Genomic DNA, 18,455 nt, shown 5'->3' on the forward strand with positions numbered 1-18,455 from the left:
CGGCGGGTGCATAGCCGCTTTCATGCTCGGCCCGAGTTTGCTTTTTCCAAAGGGAAGACCTGAATGCGGCTGAAATGTGATCATATCAACTCATTGTCTTTTCCCGCAATCTATCAGCAAAAAACCGCACCATAGATCGGAGTGCGTGAGCGAAAATCAGCCACAACGTTAGTGGTCAAAATATTGACACGACTTGCCTATTTTCAGAGCGCAAAGACATGCACTTGTCGGCGCATATTCAATCTGTGTTCGAACAGAACAGTAGGAAATCAGGGCAGAACGTCACCGTGGGAGCAGCTGCAATGATTGGCAAGTTGGTAATGGGTTCGGCTATTGGGCTTTGCGTTGGATACGGCTTTGTCGAGCTGGGTCTCGAGACAGGCTTGATATTATTCGACTTCCCTGGTGTTCCGCTTTTGTACGAAAGCATGGGAATGTTTGCAGCAGCGGGCGGGGTCCTGGGGCTGGCGACATGGTTGATTGATAAGTAGATCTATCCTCAAACGGGTCGTTCCAGTGAAGCCGAGTTCCGCGTTTCAGCGGGCGGCTGCATTGTCCGCAGCGCGGTCATTGGACCTGACTGCAGCGAACGACCGCTCTGAGCCCAAAGCGGATGGGGCCGCATTTGCCAAACAATGATATTGTCGGGCCGATCTATTGCGTTCTACCCTGACCCTTGTACCCTAACGGCAGAAAGCGAGCGCTCATGCCCCCTAGAACACAGTACGCAAAAAGCGGCGACGTTCATGTCGCCTACCAAGTCTATGGGGAGGGACCGAAGAACCTTGTTCTGGTACCTGGCTTCGTATCGCAGATAGAGACGTACTGGGAAGAGCCGAACTGGGCCAAGTGGCTTGAGCGGCTGGGCCAGTTCGCTAGGGTGGTCCTGTTCGACAAGCGGGGCACCGGCCTTTCAGATCGTGGCGTCGCTGTTCCAGACATGGACAAACGCATGGACGACATCCGTGCTGTGATGGACGCAGCGGGCATGGAGTCGGCCTATGTCATGGGTATATCCGAAGGCGGATCGCTGGCGTCCGTCTTTGCCGCCTATCAGGCAAGGCGCTGTGACGGCCTGATACTGTATGGCGCGTTCGCAAGATTCGAGTCCTGGTTCCCGACACGGGAAGCCCTCGAGGAATTGTTCGCCTATGCAGAGACAGCCTGGGGCACCGGCGCGGCGCTTCCCCTTTTCTGTCCGGACACCGGGAACGACCCATCTTTTCAGGACTGGTGGGGAAAATACGAAAGGACCGGAGCATCGCCGCGCGACCTCATCGAGATCATGAAGGTCAACAGCAAGATCGACATCGCCGATATTCTCCCGGCGATTCAAGTGCCGACCCTTGTTCTGCACAAGAAAGAGGATGCGCTAATCGACGTAGAGGGGGGTCGCACTCTGGCGCGCCTGATCCCCGGTGCAAGGCTCGTGGAACTGAGCGGGCGGGATCATTTCGTTTTCCTTGGAAAGGAAGGAGAGCAAATACTCTCTGAGGTCCAGACCTTCGTGACCGGTTCGGCCCCAAAGCCCATTTTCGACCGGGTCCTGGCGGCAGTTGTCTTTACGGACATTGTCGACTCGACTCGCAAGGCAGAGGAACATGGTGACGAAGCCTGGAGCGCGATGCTGGCGGCACACGACGCTGCTGTCAGGGAGCAGCTTCGACAATTTCGCGGCCACGAGGTCAAAACGCTCGGAGATGGCTTTCTCGCGACCTTCGATGGACCGGGACGCGCCATTCATTGCGCCAAGGCGATCGAAGAGGCCGTCGCGCGGCTCGGTATCAATGTTCGCATAGGCGTCCATACAGGAGAGATCGAAGTCGCGGACAACGACGTACGCGGTATCGCGGTAAATATCGCTGCCCGACTGGGACAGATCGGCGGCGGTGGAGACGTGATCGTTTCGCGGACGGTCAAAGATCTTGTGGCCGGTTCCGGACTCGATTTCGAAGACCTCGGAACACATAATCTCAAGGGATTGGCAGAGGGCTGGCAAGTCTACCGTGTGCAGTGAGACGATGTCGTCACACCCTTATCAAGTAGCGCATGCGCTTTGTCCGCGAAGCAGTCGTCGACGGTAAACTGTCGAATGACCGCTCGGAGCCCCAAGAGAATTCGACTGCGAAAATGGTTGGCTGGGAAAGACAATAGCTTCCACTTCCGCCGCTAATCGTATCGATAGATTTCTAGTACGTGTTTAGATACCTTCGCCAGAGGAATGGAGATGCAATGGCAAGGCGTTTGGCAGCGATACTCGTGGCGGATGTGGTTGGCTATTCTCGCCTGATGAGCGAGGACGAAGCTGGCACATTGGCCGCTCTTCGGGAGCATCAGGCCCAGGTTTTCGATCCGATAATCGCCGAACGAAGCGGAAGACTGGTGAAGTTGATGGGCGATGGGGCGCTGGTCGAGTTCCCGAGCGTCGTCGATGCGGTGGAAGCAGCACTTAAAGTCCAAAGGCAAATCGCCGATACAGACAGTCAGATACGACTACGCATTGGCGTAAATCTGGGCGATGTCATAGCCGATGGAAATGATATTTTCGGCGACGGTGTCAACGTTGCGGCCCGGCTGGAAGCGTTGGCCGAGCCGGATGGAATTTGCATTTCTTCCATTGTGCGCGAGAGCATTGGAAATCGGATCGACGCCGAGTTCGCAGATGCAGGACAGCATGAGGTCAAAGGATTAAGCAAGCCTGTTCGTGTGTATCGTTGGCCAGCGGCCGGAGCGGTACGGACACAGTGTGACAAACCTTCCATTGCCGTAATGCCCTTTGAAAACATGTCAAAGGACCCAGACGACACGTACTTTTCCCAGGGCATCGCAGACGACATCGCGACCGATCTGTCCAAGATGTCAGGGCTTGTCGTTATTGCGCGTAACGCGACCCACGAATACCAGAACCGGCCACTGGGCCCGAGCCAGGCGGCGCGAGAGCTTGGTGTTCGGTACGTGCTGGAAGGTAGCGTTCGCAGGGGTGGCGGCAGAGTGCGTGTCAATGTCAGATTGATGGACGCAGATAACTCAAGCCAGCTTTGGGCTGACCGGTTTGACGGCCATCTAGAGGAGATTTTCGACCTCCAAGACCAGATCACCGAGAAGATTGTGAGCACCCTCGCAATAACGCTCACTCGTGCAGAACAGGATCGTGCGTTTCGAAAAGAAGTCAGCAACCTGGAGGCTTATGACTATGTCTTGCAAGGCAATGCGTTTCACCGACTTTTTTCAAAGGACGACAACGCGCGCGCTTTGAATCTCTACACAAAGGCCCTCGAACTGGACCCGGAATATGCGCCGGCTCATGCTGGGTATTCCTGGGCAATGAACCATGAGGCAAATCAGGAATGGAGCAACGATCCTGAGAAGTCTCTCAAATTGGCTTTGGAACACGCCAAACAGGCGGTGCTTTTGGATTCCGGACTAGCCAAGGCACATCTGGCCCTTGCAGATGTATATTGTTGGACGAGGCAACACAGTCTGGCGGTTGCAGAAGGTCGAAGGGCCGTTGAACTCGAACCCAGCAACGCGGACGCGCATTTCGCGTTGGCCTATTACCTGAACACCGCAGGCGATCCGCAGGAAGCGATTGAGGAAGCACGGCTCTCACTTCGCTACAACCCGGTCTATGCACTCGGTGCCTACTATGAGAACTTGGGCATAGCGTTCTACCTCACAGAACAGTTTGAAGCCGCCCGAACAGCACTCGAGGAAGGTGTGGGAAGGCACCCTGGTTATGACGGTCTGCATCAATGGCTGGCGGCCACCTACGCTCAACTGGGCCAGACAGAAGATGCGCGAAGACAGACACGGGAGTTTTTGTCGCTGAAACCAGCAGTGACGCTGAAGAAACTGGCCCAACGGTTGCCTTACAAGCGCAAGCGAGATCTAGACTGCCTGCTTGACGGTCTGCGCAAGGCAGGAGTCCCGGAATGACGGCTTTGTCCGCCGAGCAGACATTGGGCTGGATGCAACTAACGTCTGCTGAGAGCCCAAACCAGACGGACCATACCTCAGTCTAGCTGGCATTTAGCGGCGTATTCTCTGTAGATTTAGCAAGCGCCTCGCCTTGATCGAATACAAGGCAGATGTAATGTATCTCAGCGGACTGAGGGTTCGAGTTTCACAGGCTCGCAAAGAAAGAGGAAGGGAGCTGATATCGCTTGATGCAGCGTAGGCTAGCAGCCGTCATGGCCGCAGACATCGTGGGCTACAGCCGCATGATGGGGGCTGATGAAGAAGGCACACTGAACATACTGCGTGAGCTGAAGTCTGGGATCATTGAACCAGCAATCTCAGTCAACTCGGGTCGGTTGGTGAAGTACCTTGGGGACGGGTTCATCGCCGAGTTTTCCAGTGCGACTGCTACGCTGGAGTGCGCCAGGAGAATTCAGTCAGAAACAGCCGCGTGGAACACCGATCTTGCAGAAGAAAGACGCGTTCGTTTGCGTATCGGTGTAAATCAAGGAGAGATCATAATCGAAGACGGTGATGTCTACGGTGATGCTGTGAACATCGCTGCTCGTCTGGAAGGCCTTTCGCCAGCCGAGGGGATTGCGGTCTCCGAGAAGGTGTATGCTGAGATAAATGCGAACGCCAAGAGGCTTTTCGACGATTTGGGACCACAGGAATTCAAGAACATCCTTAAGCCCGTTCGGGTCTATTGCGCTCGTCTGGTTGATGAACGGAAATTGGATGCAGTGGAAGCTGAACAGCCAGCCCACGTCAAAGAACTTTCCCGGCCAAGCATTGCGGTCATGCCGTTTCGAAACATGTCCGGCAGTGACGACTCGGAATACCTAGCGGACGGCGTAACTGAGGAAGTTGTCACTTCTCTAACTCGTTTCAAGGCGCTGTCTGTCAAAGGTAGGAATGCGACCTCGGGTTTCCTCGATACAAAGATGGACTTGAATGAGATCGGCCGGGACTTGGGGGTTCGCTATTTACTGGAGGGTAGCGTACGTACCGCAGGTGCACGGGTCCGGATTTCAGTACAACTCATGGACGCCGCTGCTGGCACACATATTTGGGCCGATCGCTACGATCGTGTGCTTGAAGATATCTTTGATTTGCAGGACGAGATTTCGCAAACAATCGTTGCGCGAATTCAGCCCGAAATGGAACATGCTGAGCGCGAACGAGCGCAAGGAAAGTCAACAAATGATCTCGGCGCGTGGGACCTGTATCACCGGGGGATGTGGAGATTGTATCGTTTCAAGCCGAAAGACTCCCAAGTTGCGCGACAATGCTTCCGTGCCGCAATCGAAGCCGATCCCGAATTCGCCGCTCCATACGCGGGGCTAGCTTATCAACTCTGTTACGACGTCTGGAATGATCTCGCCGAAGACATCACAGCCACGCTAGATGAGGCCGAACAATTGGTCCGTCGTGCGCTTGAACTGGACGACAGGAATGTTCAAGCCAGGTTCACTTACGGCAGAGTACTGAATCTCAAACGCGATTATCCTGGGGCGATCCGAGAGTTTGGCAAGGGACTAGAGCTCAGTCCGGCCTTCGCACAAATGCATCACGGCATGGGGTTTGCACTGTTTTACAGCGGGCGTGCTGAGGAGGCTTTGCCCTACTTTGACAACGCAATTCGGCTGTCCCCTCATGATCCTCAAATGACGTCGTTTCTTTTTGTGCGCGCCTTCGCGTATCTCGCTTTGGGGGAATTCGAGAAGGCGGTTGCTTCTGGGGACGCTTCGGTTGCTCAACCCAACGCAATGAAGTGGTCCCATCTATTCAGACTTGGTGCAATGGGACATCTGAACGATCCGCGCGCAAGCGACGCGCTGAAAACTTTGCAGGAGTTAGAGCCAAATATAACGACGCGGAGCCGCTGGCGAACGAAGCTCTATTTCGCCGATTGCGATCGATACGTCGACACTCTTATGGAAGGACTTAAGCTGGCAGGTATGCCAGACTAGTCTCATACTCATTGGCCTTTGTGGTAGGGTCTCAGAACCAACAAGGAGTTTCACAATGTCAGATTATTTCGATTTGGGCAGCTACAGCCGCCCGGCAAGTGACGTATCGATTGCTCAAACCTGGTTCGACCGCGGTCTCGTATGGCTGTTCGCCTACAATCACGAAGAGGCCATTGAATGTTTTGAAAAGGCGCTTGAGGCCGATCCGGCCTGCGCTCTGGCTCATTGGGGCATCGCCTATGCCATCGGTCCGAACTACAACAAACCCTGGGAAGTGTTCACACCCGAGGAAAAGGGCCCGGCGCTCGACCGCGCGCACAAGGCGCTGGAAGCGGGCCTGGCGCTTGACGGGGCCAAACCGACCGAGCGCGCCCTGATCGAAGCGTTGGCGTCGCGTTATCCCACGGACCCGGATATCGAGGATTACCAGCCCTTCAACGACGGCTTCTCGGCCGCGATGAAGCCGGTCTACGAGGCGAACTCCGACGATCTGGATGTCGCCTGCGTTTACGCCGAAGCGATGATGAACCGGACGCCCTGGCAGCTTTGGGATTTCCACAAGGGGGTGCCGAACCCGGATGCCTCGACGCCGGAAGCAATCGCGGTGCTGGAACGGGCCTTCGATCAGACCCCCGGCGCCTGGGATCATCCCGGTCTTCTGCACATGTATATTCATCTGATGGAGATGTCGCCGCACCCCGAACGCGCCCTGCGCCATGGCGACCGCCTGAAGGACCTGGTGCCCGATGCGGGCCACCTGGTGCACATGGCCACCCATATCGACGTCTTGTGCGGAGAGTATCAGAACGTGCTTTACCGCAACCTCGCTGCCGCCGAGGTGGACGACAAGTTCAAGGCCTATGCCGGGCCGGCCAACTTCTATGCGCTCTACCGCATTCACAACCTGCACTTTGCCTTCTACGGGGCCATGTTCCTCGGCCAAAAGGCGGCCGCCGTCGATGCGGTGGTGCGCCTGCGCGAGGAGGTCCCGGACGAGGTTGTCCGCTCCTATCCCGACATCTTCGAAACTTTCGTGGCCGCGGCGCCGCATGTCTATATCCGATTTGGAATGTGGTCGGAGATCCTTGATCTGGAGCAGCCCGCCGACACCGAGCTTTACGTCACAACCAATGCGCTGATCTACTACGCCAAGGCCGTGGCCCTGGCCAATCTCGGTCGCCACGACGAGGCCAATGCGGCGATGACCGATTTCACCGCCGCCTATGCCGAGGTGCCGGACAGCCGGATGCTGTTCAACAACAAGGCGCGCGATGTTCTTGCCGTTGCCGAAGAGATGATGAAAGGCGAGATCTCGTTCAAGGCGGGCCGCCGCGCCGAGGGGCTGGACCATCTTCGCAGGGCCGTCGAACTGGACGACAACCTGGAATACGAAGAGCCCTGGTCATGGCCACAACCGACACGTCATGCGTTGGGCGCACTGCTGATGGAGGCCGGCGAGCATGAGGAAGCCGAGGCGGTTTATCGCGCGGATCTCGGTCTGGACGGGAAATTGCCGCGTCCAAGCCAGCATCCCCGCAATGTCTGGGCCTTGCACGGTTTGCACGAATGCCTCGTCAGGCGCGGCGAAACGGTCGAGTTGCCGCATGTGAAACTGCTGCTGGATCAAGCCATCGCCCGCGCGGACATTCCGATCCGCGCGAGCTGCTTGTGCCGCGCGGCGGCGGCATAGCCAAACGCTGTCACCGACGGTCGACCATATGGCGCAGGCAGCGTGCAAAACAAAGCTGCCTGCCATTCAAAGTTCGTCAAGAACCACTTTTCCTGAGGTTTCTTTCTAACGACAAGTCCGCCGCTATTCTTTCTGACGACCGGTTTGTCCGCACAGCTGCCGTTCATGCAGTTCGCAGCGAATGGCCGGTTCGAGCCCATTCTGTGAATTTGGTTTTCTCGCTGCGCGCGCACGCTTCTTGAGAAGTACGGTGCGGGAGCCAGATCACCCTGAATGGTCATGCAGCACTCATGCGCTCACGCTCGCGTTGTACCATGCCAAAAAGGTCGCGCGGGTCGTCAGGATCGGCGACCATGTCCAGCATATGGCAAAAACGGCCCTTCGAGACCTTGTCGCGTAGCCAGCGCAGAGCGGAAAAATCTTCGATGGCAAACCCGACGCCATCAAACAGGGTAATCTGTTGCGCGTCATCCGTACGACCCGGCTTTTCGCCTGTCATCACCTGCCACAATTCAGTTATCGGAAAATCCTCGGGCATTTGCTGAATTTCACCCTCAATGCGGGTCTGTTCCGGATATTCAACAAATACGTCCGAACGCATAACGATATCGCGGTGCAGTTCGGTCTTTCCGGGGCAATCGCCTCCGATGCCGTTGATATGCACGCCCGCCCCGACCATGTTGTCGCTGAGCACCGTGGCGTTCTTCTTGTCCGCAGTGCAGGTGGTGATGATCTGTGCACCCAATATAGCCTCTTCAGGAGTGGCGCATTTTATCACCGTCATACCCGACCCCGCCAGATTGCGTGCGCATTTTTCGGTCGCCTTCGGATCGACGTCGAACAGGCGCACCTTAGAAATGCCACAGACCGTTTTCAGCGCCAGCGCCTGAAACTCGGCCTGCGCGCCGTTGCCGATCATGGCCATTGTCGTGGCTCCCTTGGGAGCAAGGTATTTCGTCGCCAGGGCCGACGTCGCCGCCGTGCGCAGAGCGGTCAGGATCGTCATTTCGGCAAACAACAGCGGATAACCAGTGTCGACCGAGGCCAGCACCCCGAAAGCTGTGACGGTTTGGAGACCGTCCTTCATGTTCTTGGGGTGCCCGTTCACATATTTAAAACCGTATTCGATACCGTCAGACGTGGGCATCAACTCAATTACACCTTCATGCGAATGCGAGGCCACGCGGGGCGTCTTGTCAAACAAAGGCCAGCGGCGGAAGTCTTCTTCCAGATAGGTTTCAATTTCCGCAATACAGGTTTCGGTCCCAATCTCGAGGATCAATCGCATCATGTTCTGGACGCTGACAAAAGGGATCAAGGCAAGGTCGGATGCCGACATGGTAATATTCCTTGGGATAGTCAGCACTAGTGGCCGATGATCTGACTGAGAAACGCCTGCGTGCGTTCGTTTTGCGGGTTGTTGAAGAAAGCACTGGGTTCGTTTTCTTCCACGATACGGCCTTGGTCCATAAAGATCACACGGTTGGCCACCGCTTGGGCAAAACCCATTTCGTGGGTAACGCAGAGCATGGTCATGCCCTCTTCGGCCAATTCGACCATAGTATCGAGCACCTCCTTGATCATCTCGGGATCCAGCGCCGATGTGGGCTCGTCAAACAGCATGATGCGCGGTTTCATGCAAAGCGCCCGCGCGATGGCCACGCGTTGCTGTTGACCCCCCGAGAGCTGGCCAGGGTATTTTCCAGCTTGATCGGGGATTTTCACCTTCTCAAGGAAGCGCATCGCCGTTGCTTCGGCTTCCTCGCGTGGGGTCTGACGCGCCAGCATTGGCGCGAGCGTACAGTTTTCTAGGATAGTCAGGTGCGGAAACAGATTGAAATGTTGAAAACACATTCCGATTTCCGAACGCACCTTGTCGATGTTCTTGAGGTCCGAGGTCAATTCCACCCCGTCGATCACAATGCGGCCCTCTTGATGCTCTTCAAGACGGTTGAGACATCGGATAAGCGTCGATTTGCCCGAACCCGAAGGCCCGCAAATCACAATCCGCTCGCCACGCCGCACTTGCAGATCAATGTCATGCAGCACTTGGAAAGCACCATAGAATTTACTCATTTTTTCGATCTCGATAACCACCTCGTCGCTAACGTGCATTTGGCTGTTGTCGATATCGCGATCTATCGCAGTGGCAGACATCGCGGTGCTCCTTCCAATGTGAATGATACGCTGTTCGCCTGAAAGGCAACTTGCGCCAAATAGGGTGAGGTCATTGCGGTCGCCAGCGCGTGATAATCAACGCGGAACCGAATTTCGTCGCCAACAGCCAGACTGGTCGAACTGGTGGTGTCGACAATCAGATGGTCGCTGGAATATCCAACGATCGAGACGCCGTTGATGAGCGGGCACAGACCGCCGATCTCACAATCAACCGCCCCAACGTTCAGCACTCCCAGTCTTCTTGGCTCTGTCAGCTCAACATCAACCTGCTGACCGAATGCATTGCGCCCACGCGCAGCGTACGGTCTGGGGGCCTTAAGTTTGTGCTCGATGATCTGTGCCACCAGATCGAAACAGTCACCGCTCATACGGGCAAGCGGATGCCCGTAGGCAGTCTCGCGCCCCAGTAGAAGGCTTTCTCCAAGGCGCAGGTGATTGATTTTGCTTGGTAACCTTTGATTCAACATTAACGAAATTGCGCTCGAGTTACCCGCAGAGACATAGCGTAAGGGGTGTCCAATCGTGGCTTCAAGCTGATTGGCCAAGGCGACAAGCTCGGCCATATTGCTCTGATCTGGCAACACCCCCAGATTACAGGCCAAATTCGTGCCGATACCAATGATATTGGCGTTTTCCGTGGCCATGACGGCACGGCCAAGACTGGGCAGGTCCTCAGGCGGAACCCCTTCGCGTAAATCACCCAGATCGACCATAAGAACGACCTGACAGCATTCTCCCAGTTCGGCTTTGGCAGTGGCAAGTGCGCGGATCGTTTCAATCTCGGAGAGCAGGAATATGTCAGCCAACCGCGCCGCTTCGGCCACTTCGACCATGGCGGGCGCGCGTAGCAACATGACCGGCGCGTCAATGCCACCTGCGCGTAGCCGCGCTATGTTGTCGAGGCGTGCATCCGCCAGCGTGCGGATACCGTTGTCCAGCATGAGGCGAGCAATGTCCGGGTTGCCACCGATGGCCTTGGTCACGCCAGATACCGCAATTCCATGCGCGGCACATAACTTTGCCAAATGAGCAAAATTCTGCTGCAGAGCATCGGTGTCAAACTCGACGCGCGGTCCAGATATTGTGTTGATATCAAGCATCGATCTGATCCAACGGAAAAACTGGACGCCGCAGACGTTCATAGTGTCGACGCGTCACATCGGGGGAACACAGGCCCCCGGCATCGACGACCAGCACCTCGCTGGCGATTGGTTCAAAAGCCGCGCGGAAATGCTGCATGGATTTCACCACCAGCACGTTTTTTTCCATCGGCTCGATCCCGACACAGCGAAACTGGTTCAGATCGTGCATCTGCAAGGCGTTTGACGTGATCAACACGTCAACGCCTGCAACTCGGAAGCAAACGCTCGGCCCCATATCAGCAGCCACGCCCGCCAGCATCGGCCCCTTAAATGTTAGGGTACCGTCGGAAACCGCCCGCACTTCGCCAGTCAGTTCCAGAGGGCCACCACCGGCCGATGGATCGCTTTTGCCTCCAACGCTTAGCGTCACAACACCGCCAACACCCGCTTCGCTGAGCGTTTCGGCGGCTTGAGCATCAATCAGCGCGCCGAGGGCTGCATTCTCAATCCCCGCCTCCAGCAAGGCAGACAGGAGCGCCGTACAATCGCCATAGCCACCACCCCCCGGATTGTCAGAAAAATCCGCAACCACAACCGGTTTGCTCGAGAGTTTGTGCCCCTTGAGTTTAGCTATCGCCTCGTCCAGAGACATCGGAAGCGTCCAGTCATCGCGAAAGCTCCAGATCAAGTCGCACAACCTGCGCGCCGTTTGCGCGGCTGCGGCTTCTGCATTGTCATGGCACACCAAAACGCTTGGCCCCGCGGCGAAAACATCGGAATCGGTAAAGCCTGCGTTGACAGAAACGTGCAAAAGCCCTGGTGCTTGAGCCTCCTCGGCAGCAGCCTCAAGTACGTGGCACATGGGGCCATCATCGGTCGTGCGCCCGTCGTCGCAACCTAGGAGCATGGGCGGGCGGTCAACTAAGAGGCTCGGCTTGATCTCCCCCCCCATCGCCCGGTGCAACAGATCGCAGGCCTCACCTGCGCGCGCAGCCATATCTACATGCGGATAGGTGCGATAACTGACCGCGATTTGCACATGTTCGGCAAACTCGTCGAAGATATTCGCGTGAAGGTCCAAAGTCACTGCCACGGGAATATCCACGCCGATCGCAGCACGGATCTCGCGCAGGAACTGGCTCTCGCCGTCTTGATCCGTTTCCGTCACCATGGCGCCGTGCAGCGCGATGAACACCCCGTCAAGCGGACCGCACTCTGCTAGCAAACGCCGTGCTTCGTCCGTGATTTTACGTCGCGCAGTCTCACACACGGGACCACTCGGGTTGGCATGAGCGGCAAGGATCGGCACGACGTCCCAACCCATGCGCACGGCAGCACCGATCGCACCGCCAATTTCGGAAGTCGTGTTGCGCAGTTGCTCCAGCATTTCGGCCCCGCGCACATAACGCGAATTCTGAAAATCCTGAATGCCGGTCGTTTTCACCGTGAACGTATTGCTCTCATGGGCAAACTCGATCAAAGCCACGCGAAACACCATGGGTCAGCCCCCTCTCTTGGCGGCAACTGCACAGATATATTCGAGCATTAGGGAGGCCCCCATCAGAGCCGTCACCCCGGCAGGGTCGTAGGCAGGCGCGACCTCGACCAGATCCATCCCGACGAAACCGATCCCGCCCGAGCGCCGAAGGAAACGAATGATATCATTGGGTGCAAGCCCATCAACGACCGGCGTGCCAGTCCCGGGCGCATAGGCAGGATCAAGGCTGTCGATATCGATGGTCAGATACGCAGGGCCACGGCCGACCACTTCCTCAATGCGGGCCTGCATCTCATCGGCGGTGTGATCGTGAAGCCAATTGCGATACAGAACCGTGATATCATCTTTATCGTCATAAAAGGTTCGGATGCCGATCTGAATCGAGCGGTTTGGATCAATCAATCCCTCTTGAATCGCATGATAAACAAATGTGCCATGATCAAGGTATTCGCTTTTTTGGGTGTCGCGATGGGCATCAAACTGCACCAGGGCAAGTGGCCCGTATTTTTCCGCATTGGCCTTAAGCATCGCATAGGTGGCGCTGTGATCGCCGCCCATCATGATCGTCTGCGCCCCAGCGGCAACCACTTGGCTGGCCAGCTCAGTTGCTACTTCATACATCTGCGCCCCTTGCCCACGCCGGAAAGGCACATCGCCGCAATCCACCACCGAAAGGCGATCAAACGGGTCGAACCCCCAAGGCCAGACCTCACCCCATGCCAGTTGTGTTGAAGCCTCGCGCAGGGCCGACGGCCCATAGCGCGAGCCCGAGCGGCCCGAGGTGGTCAGATCAAACGGAATGCCCAGTACGGCCATATCGACATCCGCAAAATCCATACTCGGGCGACGCCGCATAAACGTGCGGATGCCTGAATATGGCATTTCAACGTGTGTACCGTCTGGACCGCTTGCCGTCTGAAATACTCCTTCGTTCCCGAAGAGCTGTGACTTGTCACTCGGCATCCATCAATTCCCCGTGTATTTGAGCCAGGCGTTGCGGCGCTCCAATCGCCGCCAGATCGCCTCGATGATCATTACGACGATCAGATAGTTGAGCGCCGCGATATAAAAGACAGACAAATCAAACGTCTGAGCATAGATGAACCGCGCCTGCCCCAACACATCGCGCACAGTGATGATCGAAACCAGCGACGACGCCTTGAGCAAGAGGACAAGTTCGTTGCCGAAAGCTGGCAACATCCGACCTACTGTGATGGGCATGATGATCCTGCGAAAAATCTGAAGCGTTGTCAGGCCAAGCGCTGAACCGGCCTCGATCACGCCTTTGGGAACCGCAAGAATGCCGCCGCGCAAGATTTCAGATTGGTAGGCGGCTGAATTGAGGGTGAAGGCCAGCAGCCCGCAGTTAAACGCATCGCGGAAAAACCACCAAACGCCGATCGCCTTCAGCTCTTTATGAAACTGGCCCAGCCCATAATAGATGATGAAGATCTGCACCAATAGCGGCGTGCCACGCACAATATAGACATAGCCAAAGGCTGCTTTTGACAGCAATTTATTGCTACTCAACCGGGCTGCGGCGATCGGAATTGCCACGAAAAAGCCGAAGAACACGCCCAAGGCCGTCAGCATGACCGTGTTGGTCAGGCCAATGCGCCACAGTTCAAGGTTATCTGTCAGGTGGGATAACATTTATCTGCCTCCCAGATTCGCACTGGTGCGGCGTTCCAGCACCCTCTGCACTTGGCCCGAGAGAAATGCCAGCGATACGAATATTACAGCGAGAACCGTGTAGAAGAAGAACGGCTCTTTTGTCGTGGCAATCGCCCTGTTGGCATAGCGCACAAGATCGTTGACGGCGATGATCGAAACCAGCGATGTATCTTTGAGCAGGATCAGCCACAAATTGCCGAAGGCGGGAATACAGTGCCGCCACATCTGCGGGAGAACCACGCGAAAAAAAACGTGTCGGCGTTTCAGCCCAAGCGCCATCGCTGCCTCGGACTGGCCCTTGCTGACGGCTTGGTAAGCAGAGCGAACAACCTCGCCGCCAAGCGCGCTAAACACCAATGTAAGCGCCACGACGCCAGAGACAAAGGCGTTCAGAGAGATATTGGCGTCTGCCCAGACCAACCTCGCAAGGGCATTCAGGATGATCTGTAGTTGATAGTAGATGATGATCAGGGTCAGGAGTTCCGGCAGACTACGGAAAACCGTCGTATAGCCATTGGCAAAACCGCGCAGCAACCGGCTGTTCGAGTTCTTGGCCCATGCAAGCAGAAAGGAAAGTATCAGGGCCAGCGGGGCGGTCACAAAGGCAAGTGCCAGTGTCACCATCAATCCACGCGCCAGCTCATCGCCCCAGCCCGTATCACCGAATGCAAGAAGTGACAGGAGGTCCATTTCGGCCCCTTTCCGCCTGATTGATCGAGCTTTTGAGTGTGTGCAAGGCAGATGTGGGCGGGCCAAACGTAGCGGCCCGATCCATTTTTAAGACGTCGGCACCGACTTATTTGTAGAGTTCCGTGGCCGTTTTCGGAGTCGTCATGATGTCAAAGTCGAAGTATTGGCCCCGGATCTCGTCATAGGTTCCATTGGCAACGATCGCCGCAAGCGCCTTGTTCAGATTTGACAAAAGCTCAGTATCTGATTGCCGCACGGCAATACCTGTGCCCTTGTTGCCATCCGACCGCGCAGCCTCGCCGATGAATTCACAGCAGGCGCCATCATCTTTGGCCAGCCACGCCCCCAGAACGAACTGGCTGGCATAAGCTGCGTCAACACGTCCAGATTCAAGGTCCAGCAAGGCATCATCTAGTTTGGGGTACAGCTTGATTTCACTGTCAGGGAAGTACTGCTGCAGCACCTCGACCTCGAGCGTCGATTCCTGCGTGCCGATGATTTTCCCGGCCATGTCTGAAGGCAGCGCATTGCCCAGCCCTGCATCCTTGGCCGCGATAAAGCGCGCCGCGTTGAAATAGTACGGATCGGTAAAGCTCACCACCTTCAAGCGCTCGTCGGTGATCGACATGGAGGCGATGATCGTGTCGAACTTGTTTGCGTTCAATGCCGGAATGATACCATCCCAGTCGGTCGTGACCCATTCGCAGGTGACCTTCATCTCGGCGCACAGAGCATTGCCGATGTCGATGTCGAAGCCCTTCACCTGCCCGGCGGAATCAAAAAAGTTGAACGGCGGATAGTAGCCCTCGGTTCCCATCCGCACCGTGTCTTGTGCCATGGCACCCGTGGCAAATGTGGCCGCCGCTATAGTCGCAATGAGTTTCGTGAGTTTCATGGTGTTCTCCCAGTTGTCGACCGCAATGGGCCTTGTACCAAGGAGAATACGGAGTCAGCATTTTCATTGATAATTGTTATTTCTACTTGTAAGAATAAATAAAATTTATAGTTGGCGCACATGAGCGATTTTGCAAACAATCTGGATTGGAACCTTTTGCGGGTCTTCATGGTGGTCATGCAGGAAAAAAACATGACCAAGGCGGCGGCGGCGCTCTATCGCACTCAGCCCGCCGTTAGCCAGGCGATGAAGCGGCTGGAAGAAAGCGCCGGAGTGCAGTTGTTCGAACGGCGCCGGTCCGGGCTGCTGCCGACGCGCGCCGGGCAGGAGCTGCTGGAACAGATAAGGCCGATCTTTGCCTCGATCGCCCGGATGCCACAGACGTTCTCACAGGCGCCGCGGGCGGTTTCGGGTAAAGTGGTATTGGCCTCAATAGATCAAGTGATAAGCCCAGAGATCGATCGCGCTATTGAACGGTTCTTCTATGATCACCCGGCGGTCGATCTGGAAATCACCATCGAAACCACGGAAAAGATATTGCGCGCAGTCACTCTGGGCACAGTTACTCTCGGCATTACCGATGGCACAATCCCAGATAGCCTGGAGGCACGTGAGCTTCTTCACGAGCGCTTTGGACTTTTCTGTGGCCGCAATCATCCTTTGAATGGGAGGCGCGACGTGTCCAACAGCGAGTTGCGCGCCGAGCCCTTCATCGGCTTCAATGCTGATGTTCTGGGCGGCAAACATATGAGCGATGTCACAGCCTACCGTGCCAAGGTGTCCATCGGCCAGCGGGTGCGAGGCCAGTCACCCTATGTCAACGAGGTCAGACGCATGATCGAACTTGGTCTTGGTATCGGCTTCCTGCCGCTACATCTTGCAGAACCTTTCGTCGCCAAAGGAAGTCTGTGGCAGCTCCCCCCCTACAGCGAGGAGCCGTCGGCCAGGATCTATCTGGTCACCAACTCAGAAATTCAGCTTTCAGAAGCGGAGGAACTGTTCTGTGACTATGTTAGTGCCCATGCAGAGCGAACTGGAGCAATATCTTGAAAGTGAATTACACCACCCAAACGTTATGACGCCGAGGTTATTCTGCAGCAACGATATCGACGGACAAGGCTGGTGAAAAACGCGTCTCGATGGTTCAATACTATCCAGCGAAGAAAAGGCTTGAAATCTGCCGAAATCGATACCGTTGAAGGTCCGGTTCGGTGAAATTCGTTGCATCACCGAAAGGATGCCGCAAGTGCGAGAAAACGCTGTGCGAGTAATAGCTGCGTCAGCGAAAGTCTGGTTAGTCCGCGAAGCTGCCTTTGAGCGCAGATCGAACGAACGGCTGCTAACTGCCGAGCTATCCAGCTGTATTCTGCACAGGCAAAGTAAGCCCGCGATGACAACTTGGTTCTAAGCGCTCAATGGGTGGGAAAAGGGTGTATTATGATTATGCCCAGATCTGACATTTGCTATCAGGCGGTATTGACCGGGGTTACTTCCTCGCTTTGGCTCAACCAGTTCTTCGATGAAACCACGCTGCAAAAGTACATCACGAGCCTTCTCGATCCTGCGGCGCGACCAAGGTGGGCTGCCCGCTTCACTCATTGCGCGTGGAGCGATGGCAAAGAAAGGCCGGTTACGATGCCAACGAAGGAAAATCTGATAAAGTGTGTATGCCTCCGGCTGGTCCAACAACGCATCCATAGTCTTGTCCCCATCTGTGATCTGCGGCTTACGCAAGCCTAGGTAATTCCTGCCTTTGGTCTCATATCCCCAAGCAGACCGTGCGCAGGTCTCCACTTCTTTGGCTTTCAACGGTTCGGGGAACGCATTGCTCCACGTTTGGGCCACATCTATGAGCGCCTCTACATCATCACAGTGCCTGGCCTGAACCATGCAATATCGCCAAAGGCTGTCGTTGCGCTGGCCTTGCCTCACCCTCTCAGCCACTGTCTGGATGCTGGTTTCCAGAGCTGAACTGTTTATGCGGGGAAGGCTCTCCAGCTGATCTAAGCCGCCACTCCGAAAGAAATACGATGCCGCGAGGTCTTCTCGCCAAGAGGGTGGTGCAATCGTGAAGCCACTGCCCAAGACATCAATAGGTTGGCCATCAAAAGGACGGATCATACGACGTTCATCATTGTGGCGGTACCACAGCTTCGCTTTCCCGCTGGCCGTTTGAATGATGATGGGTGTGTCCCCGAACCGGTCTATCGCTGCGGCCAACCAAGCTTCGCCCACACCGTCTACGTCTACTTCAGTAAGCCCAGAAGGCTTGCCCATCACAACCCCGAGCCCATCAGCACCTCCCAGCTTGTCCACTGATGCCCATACACGAGCTTTGCTAGGTGTTGCTTTTTGCCAGCCTTTGATTGCTGGGCGTTTACGCCGCGTGTCCACCGGGAATGCCGGCATGCCTGCCGCCGCGTATTCTTCCGCGTGCCTGGCATAAATGCGTGTGGGCATGCTTGATGACGCGACGCTTGCGCTGTAATGACCAACGTCTTTCCTAGAGCGGGGTATGTGCTGATTGACGCTCATGCCAGCCCCCAGAGCATTGCAAGAATGGGGAATGCTGCTGCATATTCGGGTAGAAGCCGACCTGTTTCACAAACCTCGTTAGCCCTCGAAGCTGTCGCACCGGGGTTTTTCTGTATGAAACTTTCAGAACATTCGTGAACAAACTGTACGTGATTTGTACGCAAATTGGGTGCCACGGCAGGGTTTGTACCTGCCATGTTCTGCCGTTCAGTCTTTTGGGCAGCAGCGCCAATCTCGCAAACCATTTGATTTGCTTGATTTTTTGGTGACCCCGGCAGGATTC

The 18,455-nt window shown here is 55.9% G+C and carries 16 protein-coding genes; 6 read left to right on the top strand and 10 right to left on the bottom strand.

What is annotated here, in order from left to right; all coding sequences use genetic code 11:
* Positions 1 to 218 precede the first annotated feature (218 nt).
* The 5 genes from TR61_RS17710 (at position 219) to TR61_RS17730 (ending at position 7,620) form a co-directional block, all read left to right on the top strand.
* Positions 219 to 491, top strand: a complete 273-nt coding sequence (locus TR61_RS17710) for a hypothetical protein (RefSeq protein WP_050931859.1) — start codon at positions 219 to 221, stop codon at positions 489 to 491.
* 215 nt (positions 492 to 706) lie between these two features.
* Positions 707 to 2,017: an adenylate/guanylate cyclase domain-containing protein gene (locus tag TR61_RS17715; protein WP_050931860.1), complete on the top strand. Its 1,311-nt coding sequence runs from the start codon at positions 707 to 709 to the stop codon at positions 2,015 to 2,017.
* Between the two features lie 215 nt (positions 2,018 to 2,232).
* The gene (locus TR61_RS17720) at positions 2,233 to 3,936 is read left to right on the top strand and encodes an adenylate/guanylate cyclase domain-containing protein (protein ID WP_050931861.1); all 1,704 of its coding nucleotides are present in this window, start codon (positions 2,233 to 2,235) and stop codon (positions 3,934 to 3,936) included.
* A gap of 254 nt (positions 3,937 to 4,190) precedes the next feature.
* Positions 4,191 to 5,930: a tetratricopeptide repeat protein gene (locus TR61_RS17725; protein ID WP_172677018.1), complete on the top strand. Its 1,740-nt coding sequence runs from the start codon at positions 4,191 to 4,193 to the stop codon at positions 5,928 to 5,930.
* Positions 5,931 to 5,985: 55 nt separating this feature from the next.
* Complete coding sequence (locus TR61_RS17730) at positions 5,986 to 7,620, top strand: tetratricopeptide repeat protein (protein ID WP_050931863.1); 1,635 nt, start codon at positions 5,986 to 5,988, stop codon at positions 7,618 to 7,620.
* A 277-nt stretch (positions 7,621 to 7,897) separates the two neighbouring features.
* Here the strand turns inward: TR61_RS17730 and TR61_RS17735 are convergent, their stop codons facing one another.
* The 8 genes from TR61_RS17735 to TR61_RS17770 all read right to left on the bottom strand — a co-directional run bounded on the left by TR61_RS17735 (position 7,898) and on the right by TR61_RS17770 (position 15,637).
* Positions 7,898 to 8,959, bottom strand: coding sequence for an ornithine cyclodeaminase (locus TR61_RS17735; RefSeq protein ID WP_050931864.1), 1,062 nt, complete (start codon positions 8,957 to 8,959; stop codon positions 7,898 to 7,900).
* Between the two features lie 26 nt (positions 8,960 to 8,985).
* Positions 8,986 to 9,777 carry an amino acid ABC transporter ATP-binding protein gene (locus tag TR61_RS17740; protein WP_050931865.1) on the bottom strand — a complete coding sequence of 264 codons (792 nt, stop codon included), beginning with the start codon at positions 9,775 to 9,777 and terminating at the stop codon, positions 8,986 to 8,988.
* Positions 9,759 to 10,898 (bottom strand): alanine racemase, encoded by a 1,140-nt coding sequence (locus tag TR61_RS17745; RefSeq protein WP_050931866.1) that lies wholly within the window; start codon positions 10,896 to 10,898, stop codon positions 9,759 to 9,761. The genes TR61_RS17740 and TR61_RS17745 overlap by 19 nt, the downstream gene beginning before the upstream one ends.
* Positions 10,891 to 12,378 (bottom strand): M81 family metallopeptidase, encoded by a 1,488-nt coding sequence (locus TR61_RS17750; protein WP_050931867.1) that lies wholly within the window; start codon positions 12,376 to 12,378, stop codon positions 10,891 to 10,893. The genes TR61_RS17745 and TR61_RS17750 overlap by 8 nt, the downstream gene beginning before the upstream one ends.
* 3 nt (positions 12,379 to 12,381) lie before the next feature.
* Positions 12,382 to 13,341 (bottom strand): agmatinase, encoded by a 960-nt coding sequence (gene speB / locus TR61_RS17755; protein WP_050931868.1) that lies wholly within the window; start codon positions 13,339 to 13,341, stop codon positions 12,382 to 12,384.
* 3 nt (positions 13,342 to 13,344) lie between these two features.
* Entirely contained in the window at positions 13,345 to 14,031 is a 687-nt protein-coding gene (locus TR61_RS17760; RefSeq protein ID WP_050931869.1) for an ABC transporter permease, read from the bottom strand.
* The gene (locus tag TR61_RS17765; protein WP_050931870.1) at positions 14,032 to 14,742 is read right to left on the bottom strand and encodes an ABC transporter permease; all 711 of its coding nucleotides are present in this window, start codon (positions 14,740 to 14,742) and stop codon (positions 14,032 to 14,034) included.
* A 106-nt stretch (positions 14,743 to 14,848) separates the two neighbouring features.
* Positions 14,849 to 15,637 (bottom strand): transporter substrate-binding domain-containing protein, encoded by a 789-nt coding sequence (locus TR61_RS17770; protein WP_050931871.1) that lies wholly within the window; start codon positions 15,635 to 15,637, stop codon positions 14,849 to 14,851.
* Between the two features lie 120 nt (positions 15,638 to 15,757).
* Here TR61_RS17770 and TR61_RS17775 point away from each other — a divergent pair, with 120 nt between their 5' ends.
* Positions 15,758 to 16,687, top strand: coding sequence for a LysR family transcriptional regulator (locus TR61_RS17775; protein ID WP_050931872.1), 930 nt, complete (start codon positions 15,758 to 15,760; stop codon positions 16,685 to 16,687).
* A 354-nt stretch (positions 16,688 to 17,041) separates the two neighbouring features.
* Here TR61_RS17775 and TR61_RS17780 read toward each other — a convergent pair whose 3' ends face one another.
* Together TR61_RS17780 and TR61_RS20295 are read right to left on the bottom strand one after the other, a co-directional pair.
* A complete protein-coding gene (locus TR61_RS17780) occupies positions 17,042 to 18,172 on the bottom strand; it encodes a bifunctional DNA primase/polymerase (protein ID WP_082182026.1) in 1,131 nt (376 codons plus the stop codon).
* Positions 18,169 to 18,455: hypothetical protein (locus tag TR61_RS20295; RefSeq protein ID WP_216595435.1), on the bottom strand; the 287-nt coding region annotated here is incomplete at its 5' end. The genes TR61_RS17780 and TR61_RS20295, both read right to left, overlap by 4 nt.

Source organism: Aestuariivita boseongensis, assembly GCF_001262635.1.
GTDB lineage: Bacteria > Pseudomonadota > Alphaproteobacteria > Rhodobacterales > Rhodobacteraceae > Aestuariivita > Aestuariivita boseongensis.

Excerpts from the sequence above, each read along its gene's own strand:
- TR61_RS17735 (WP_050931864.1), bottom strand. The coding sequence starts at position 8,959 with ATGTCGGCATCCGACCTTGCCTTGATCCCTTTTGTCAGCGTCCAGAAC.
- TR61_RS17765 (WP_050931870.1), bottom strand. The coding sequence starts at position 14,742 with ATGGACCTCCTGTCACTTCTTGCATTCGGTGATACGGGCTGGGGCGAT.
- TR61_RS17740 (WP_050931865.1), bottom strand. The coding sequence starts at position 9,777 with ATGTCTGCCACTGCGATAGATCGCGATATCGACAACAGCCAAATGCAC.
- TR61_RS17725 (WP_172677018.1), top strand. The coding sequence starts at position 4,191 with ATGGCCGCAGACATCGTGGGCTACAGCCGCATGATGGGGGCTGATGAA.
- TR61_RS17775 (WP_050931872.1), top strand. The coding sequence starts at position 15,758 with ATGAGCGATTTTGCAAACAATCTGGATTGGAACCTTTTGCGGGTCTTC.
- TR61_RS17745 (WP_050931866.1), bottom strand. The coding sequence starts at position 10,898 with ATGCTTGATATCAACACAATATCTGGACCGCGCGTCGAGTTTGACACC.
- TR61_RS17780 (WP_082182026.1), bottom strand. The coding sequence starts at position 18,172 with ATGAGCGTCAATCAGCACATACCCCGCTCTAGGAAAGACGTTGGTCAT.
- TR61_RS17715 (WP_050931860.1), top strand. The coding sequence starts at position 707 with ATGCCCCCTAGAACACAGTACGCAAAAAGCGGCGACGTTCATGTCGCC.
- TR61_RS17730 (WP_050931863.1), top strand. The coding sequence starts at position 5,986 with ATGTCAGATTATTTCGATTTGGGCAGCTACAGCCGCCCGGCAAGTGAC.
- TR61_RS17760 (WP_050931869.1), bottom strand. The coding sequence starts at position 14,031 with ATGTTATCCCACCTGACAGATAACCTTGAACTGTGGCGCATTGGCCTG.
- TR61_RS17770 (WP_050931871.1), bottom strand. The coding sequence starts at position 15,637 with ATGAAACTCACGAAACTCATTGCGACTATAGCGGCGGCCACATTTGCC.
- TR61_RS17720 (WP_050931861.1), top strand. The coding sequence starts at position 2,233 with ATGGCAAGGCGTTTGGCAGCGATACTCGTGGCGGATGTGGTTGGCTAT.
- speB (WP_050931868.1), bottom strand. The coding sequence starts at position 13,341 with ATGCCGAGTGACAAGTCACAGCTCTTCGGGAACGAAGGAGTATTTCAG.
- TR61_RS17750 (WP_050931867.1), bottom strand. The coding sequence starts at position 12,378 with ATGGTGTTTCGCGTGGCTTTGATCGAGTTTGCCCATGAGAGCAATACG.
- TR61_RS17710 (WP_050931859.1), top strand. The coding sequence starts at position 219 with ATGCACTTGTCGGCGCATATTCAATCTGTGTTCGAACAGAACAGTAGG.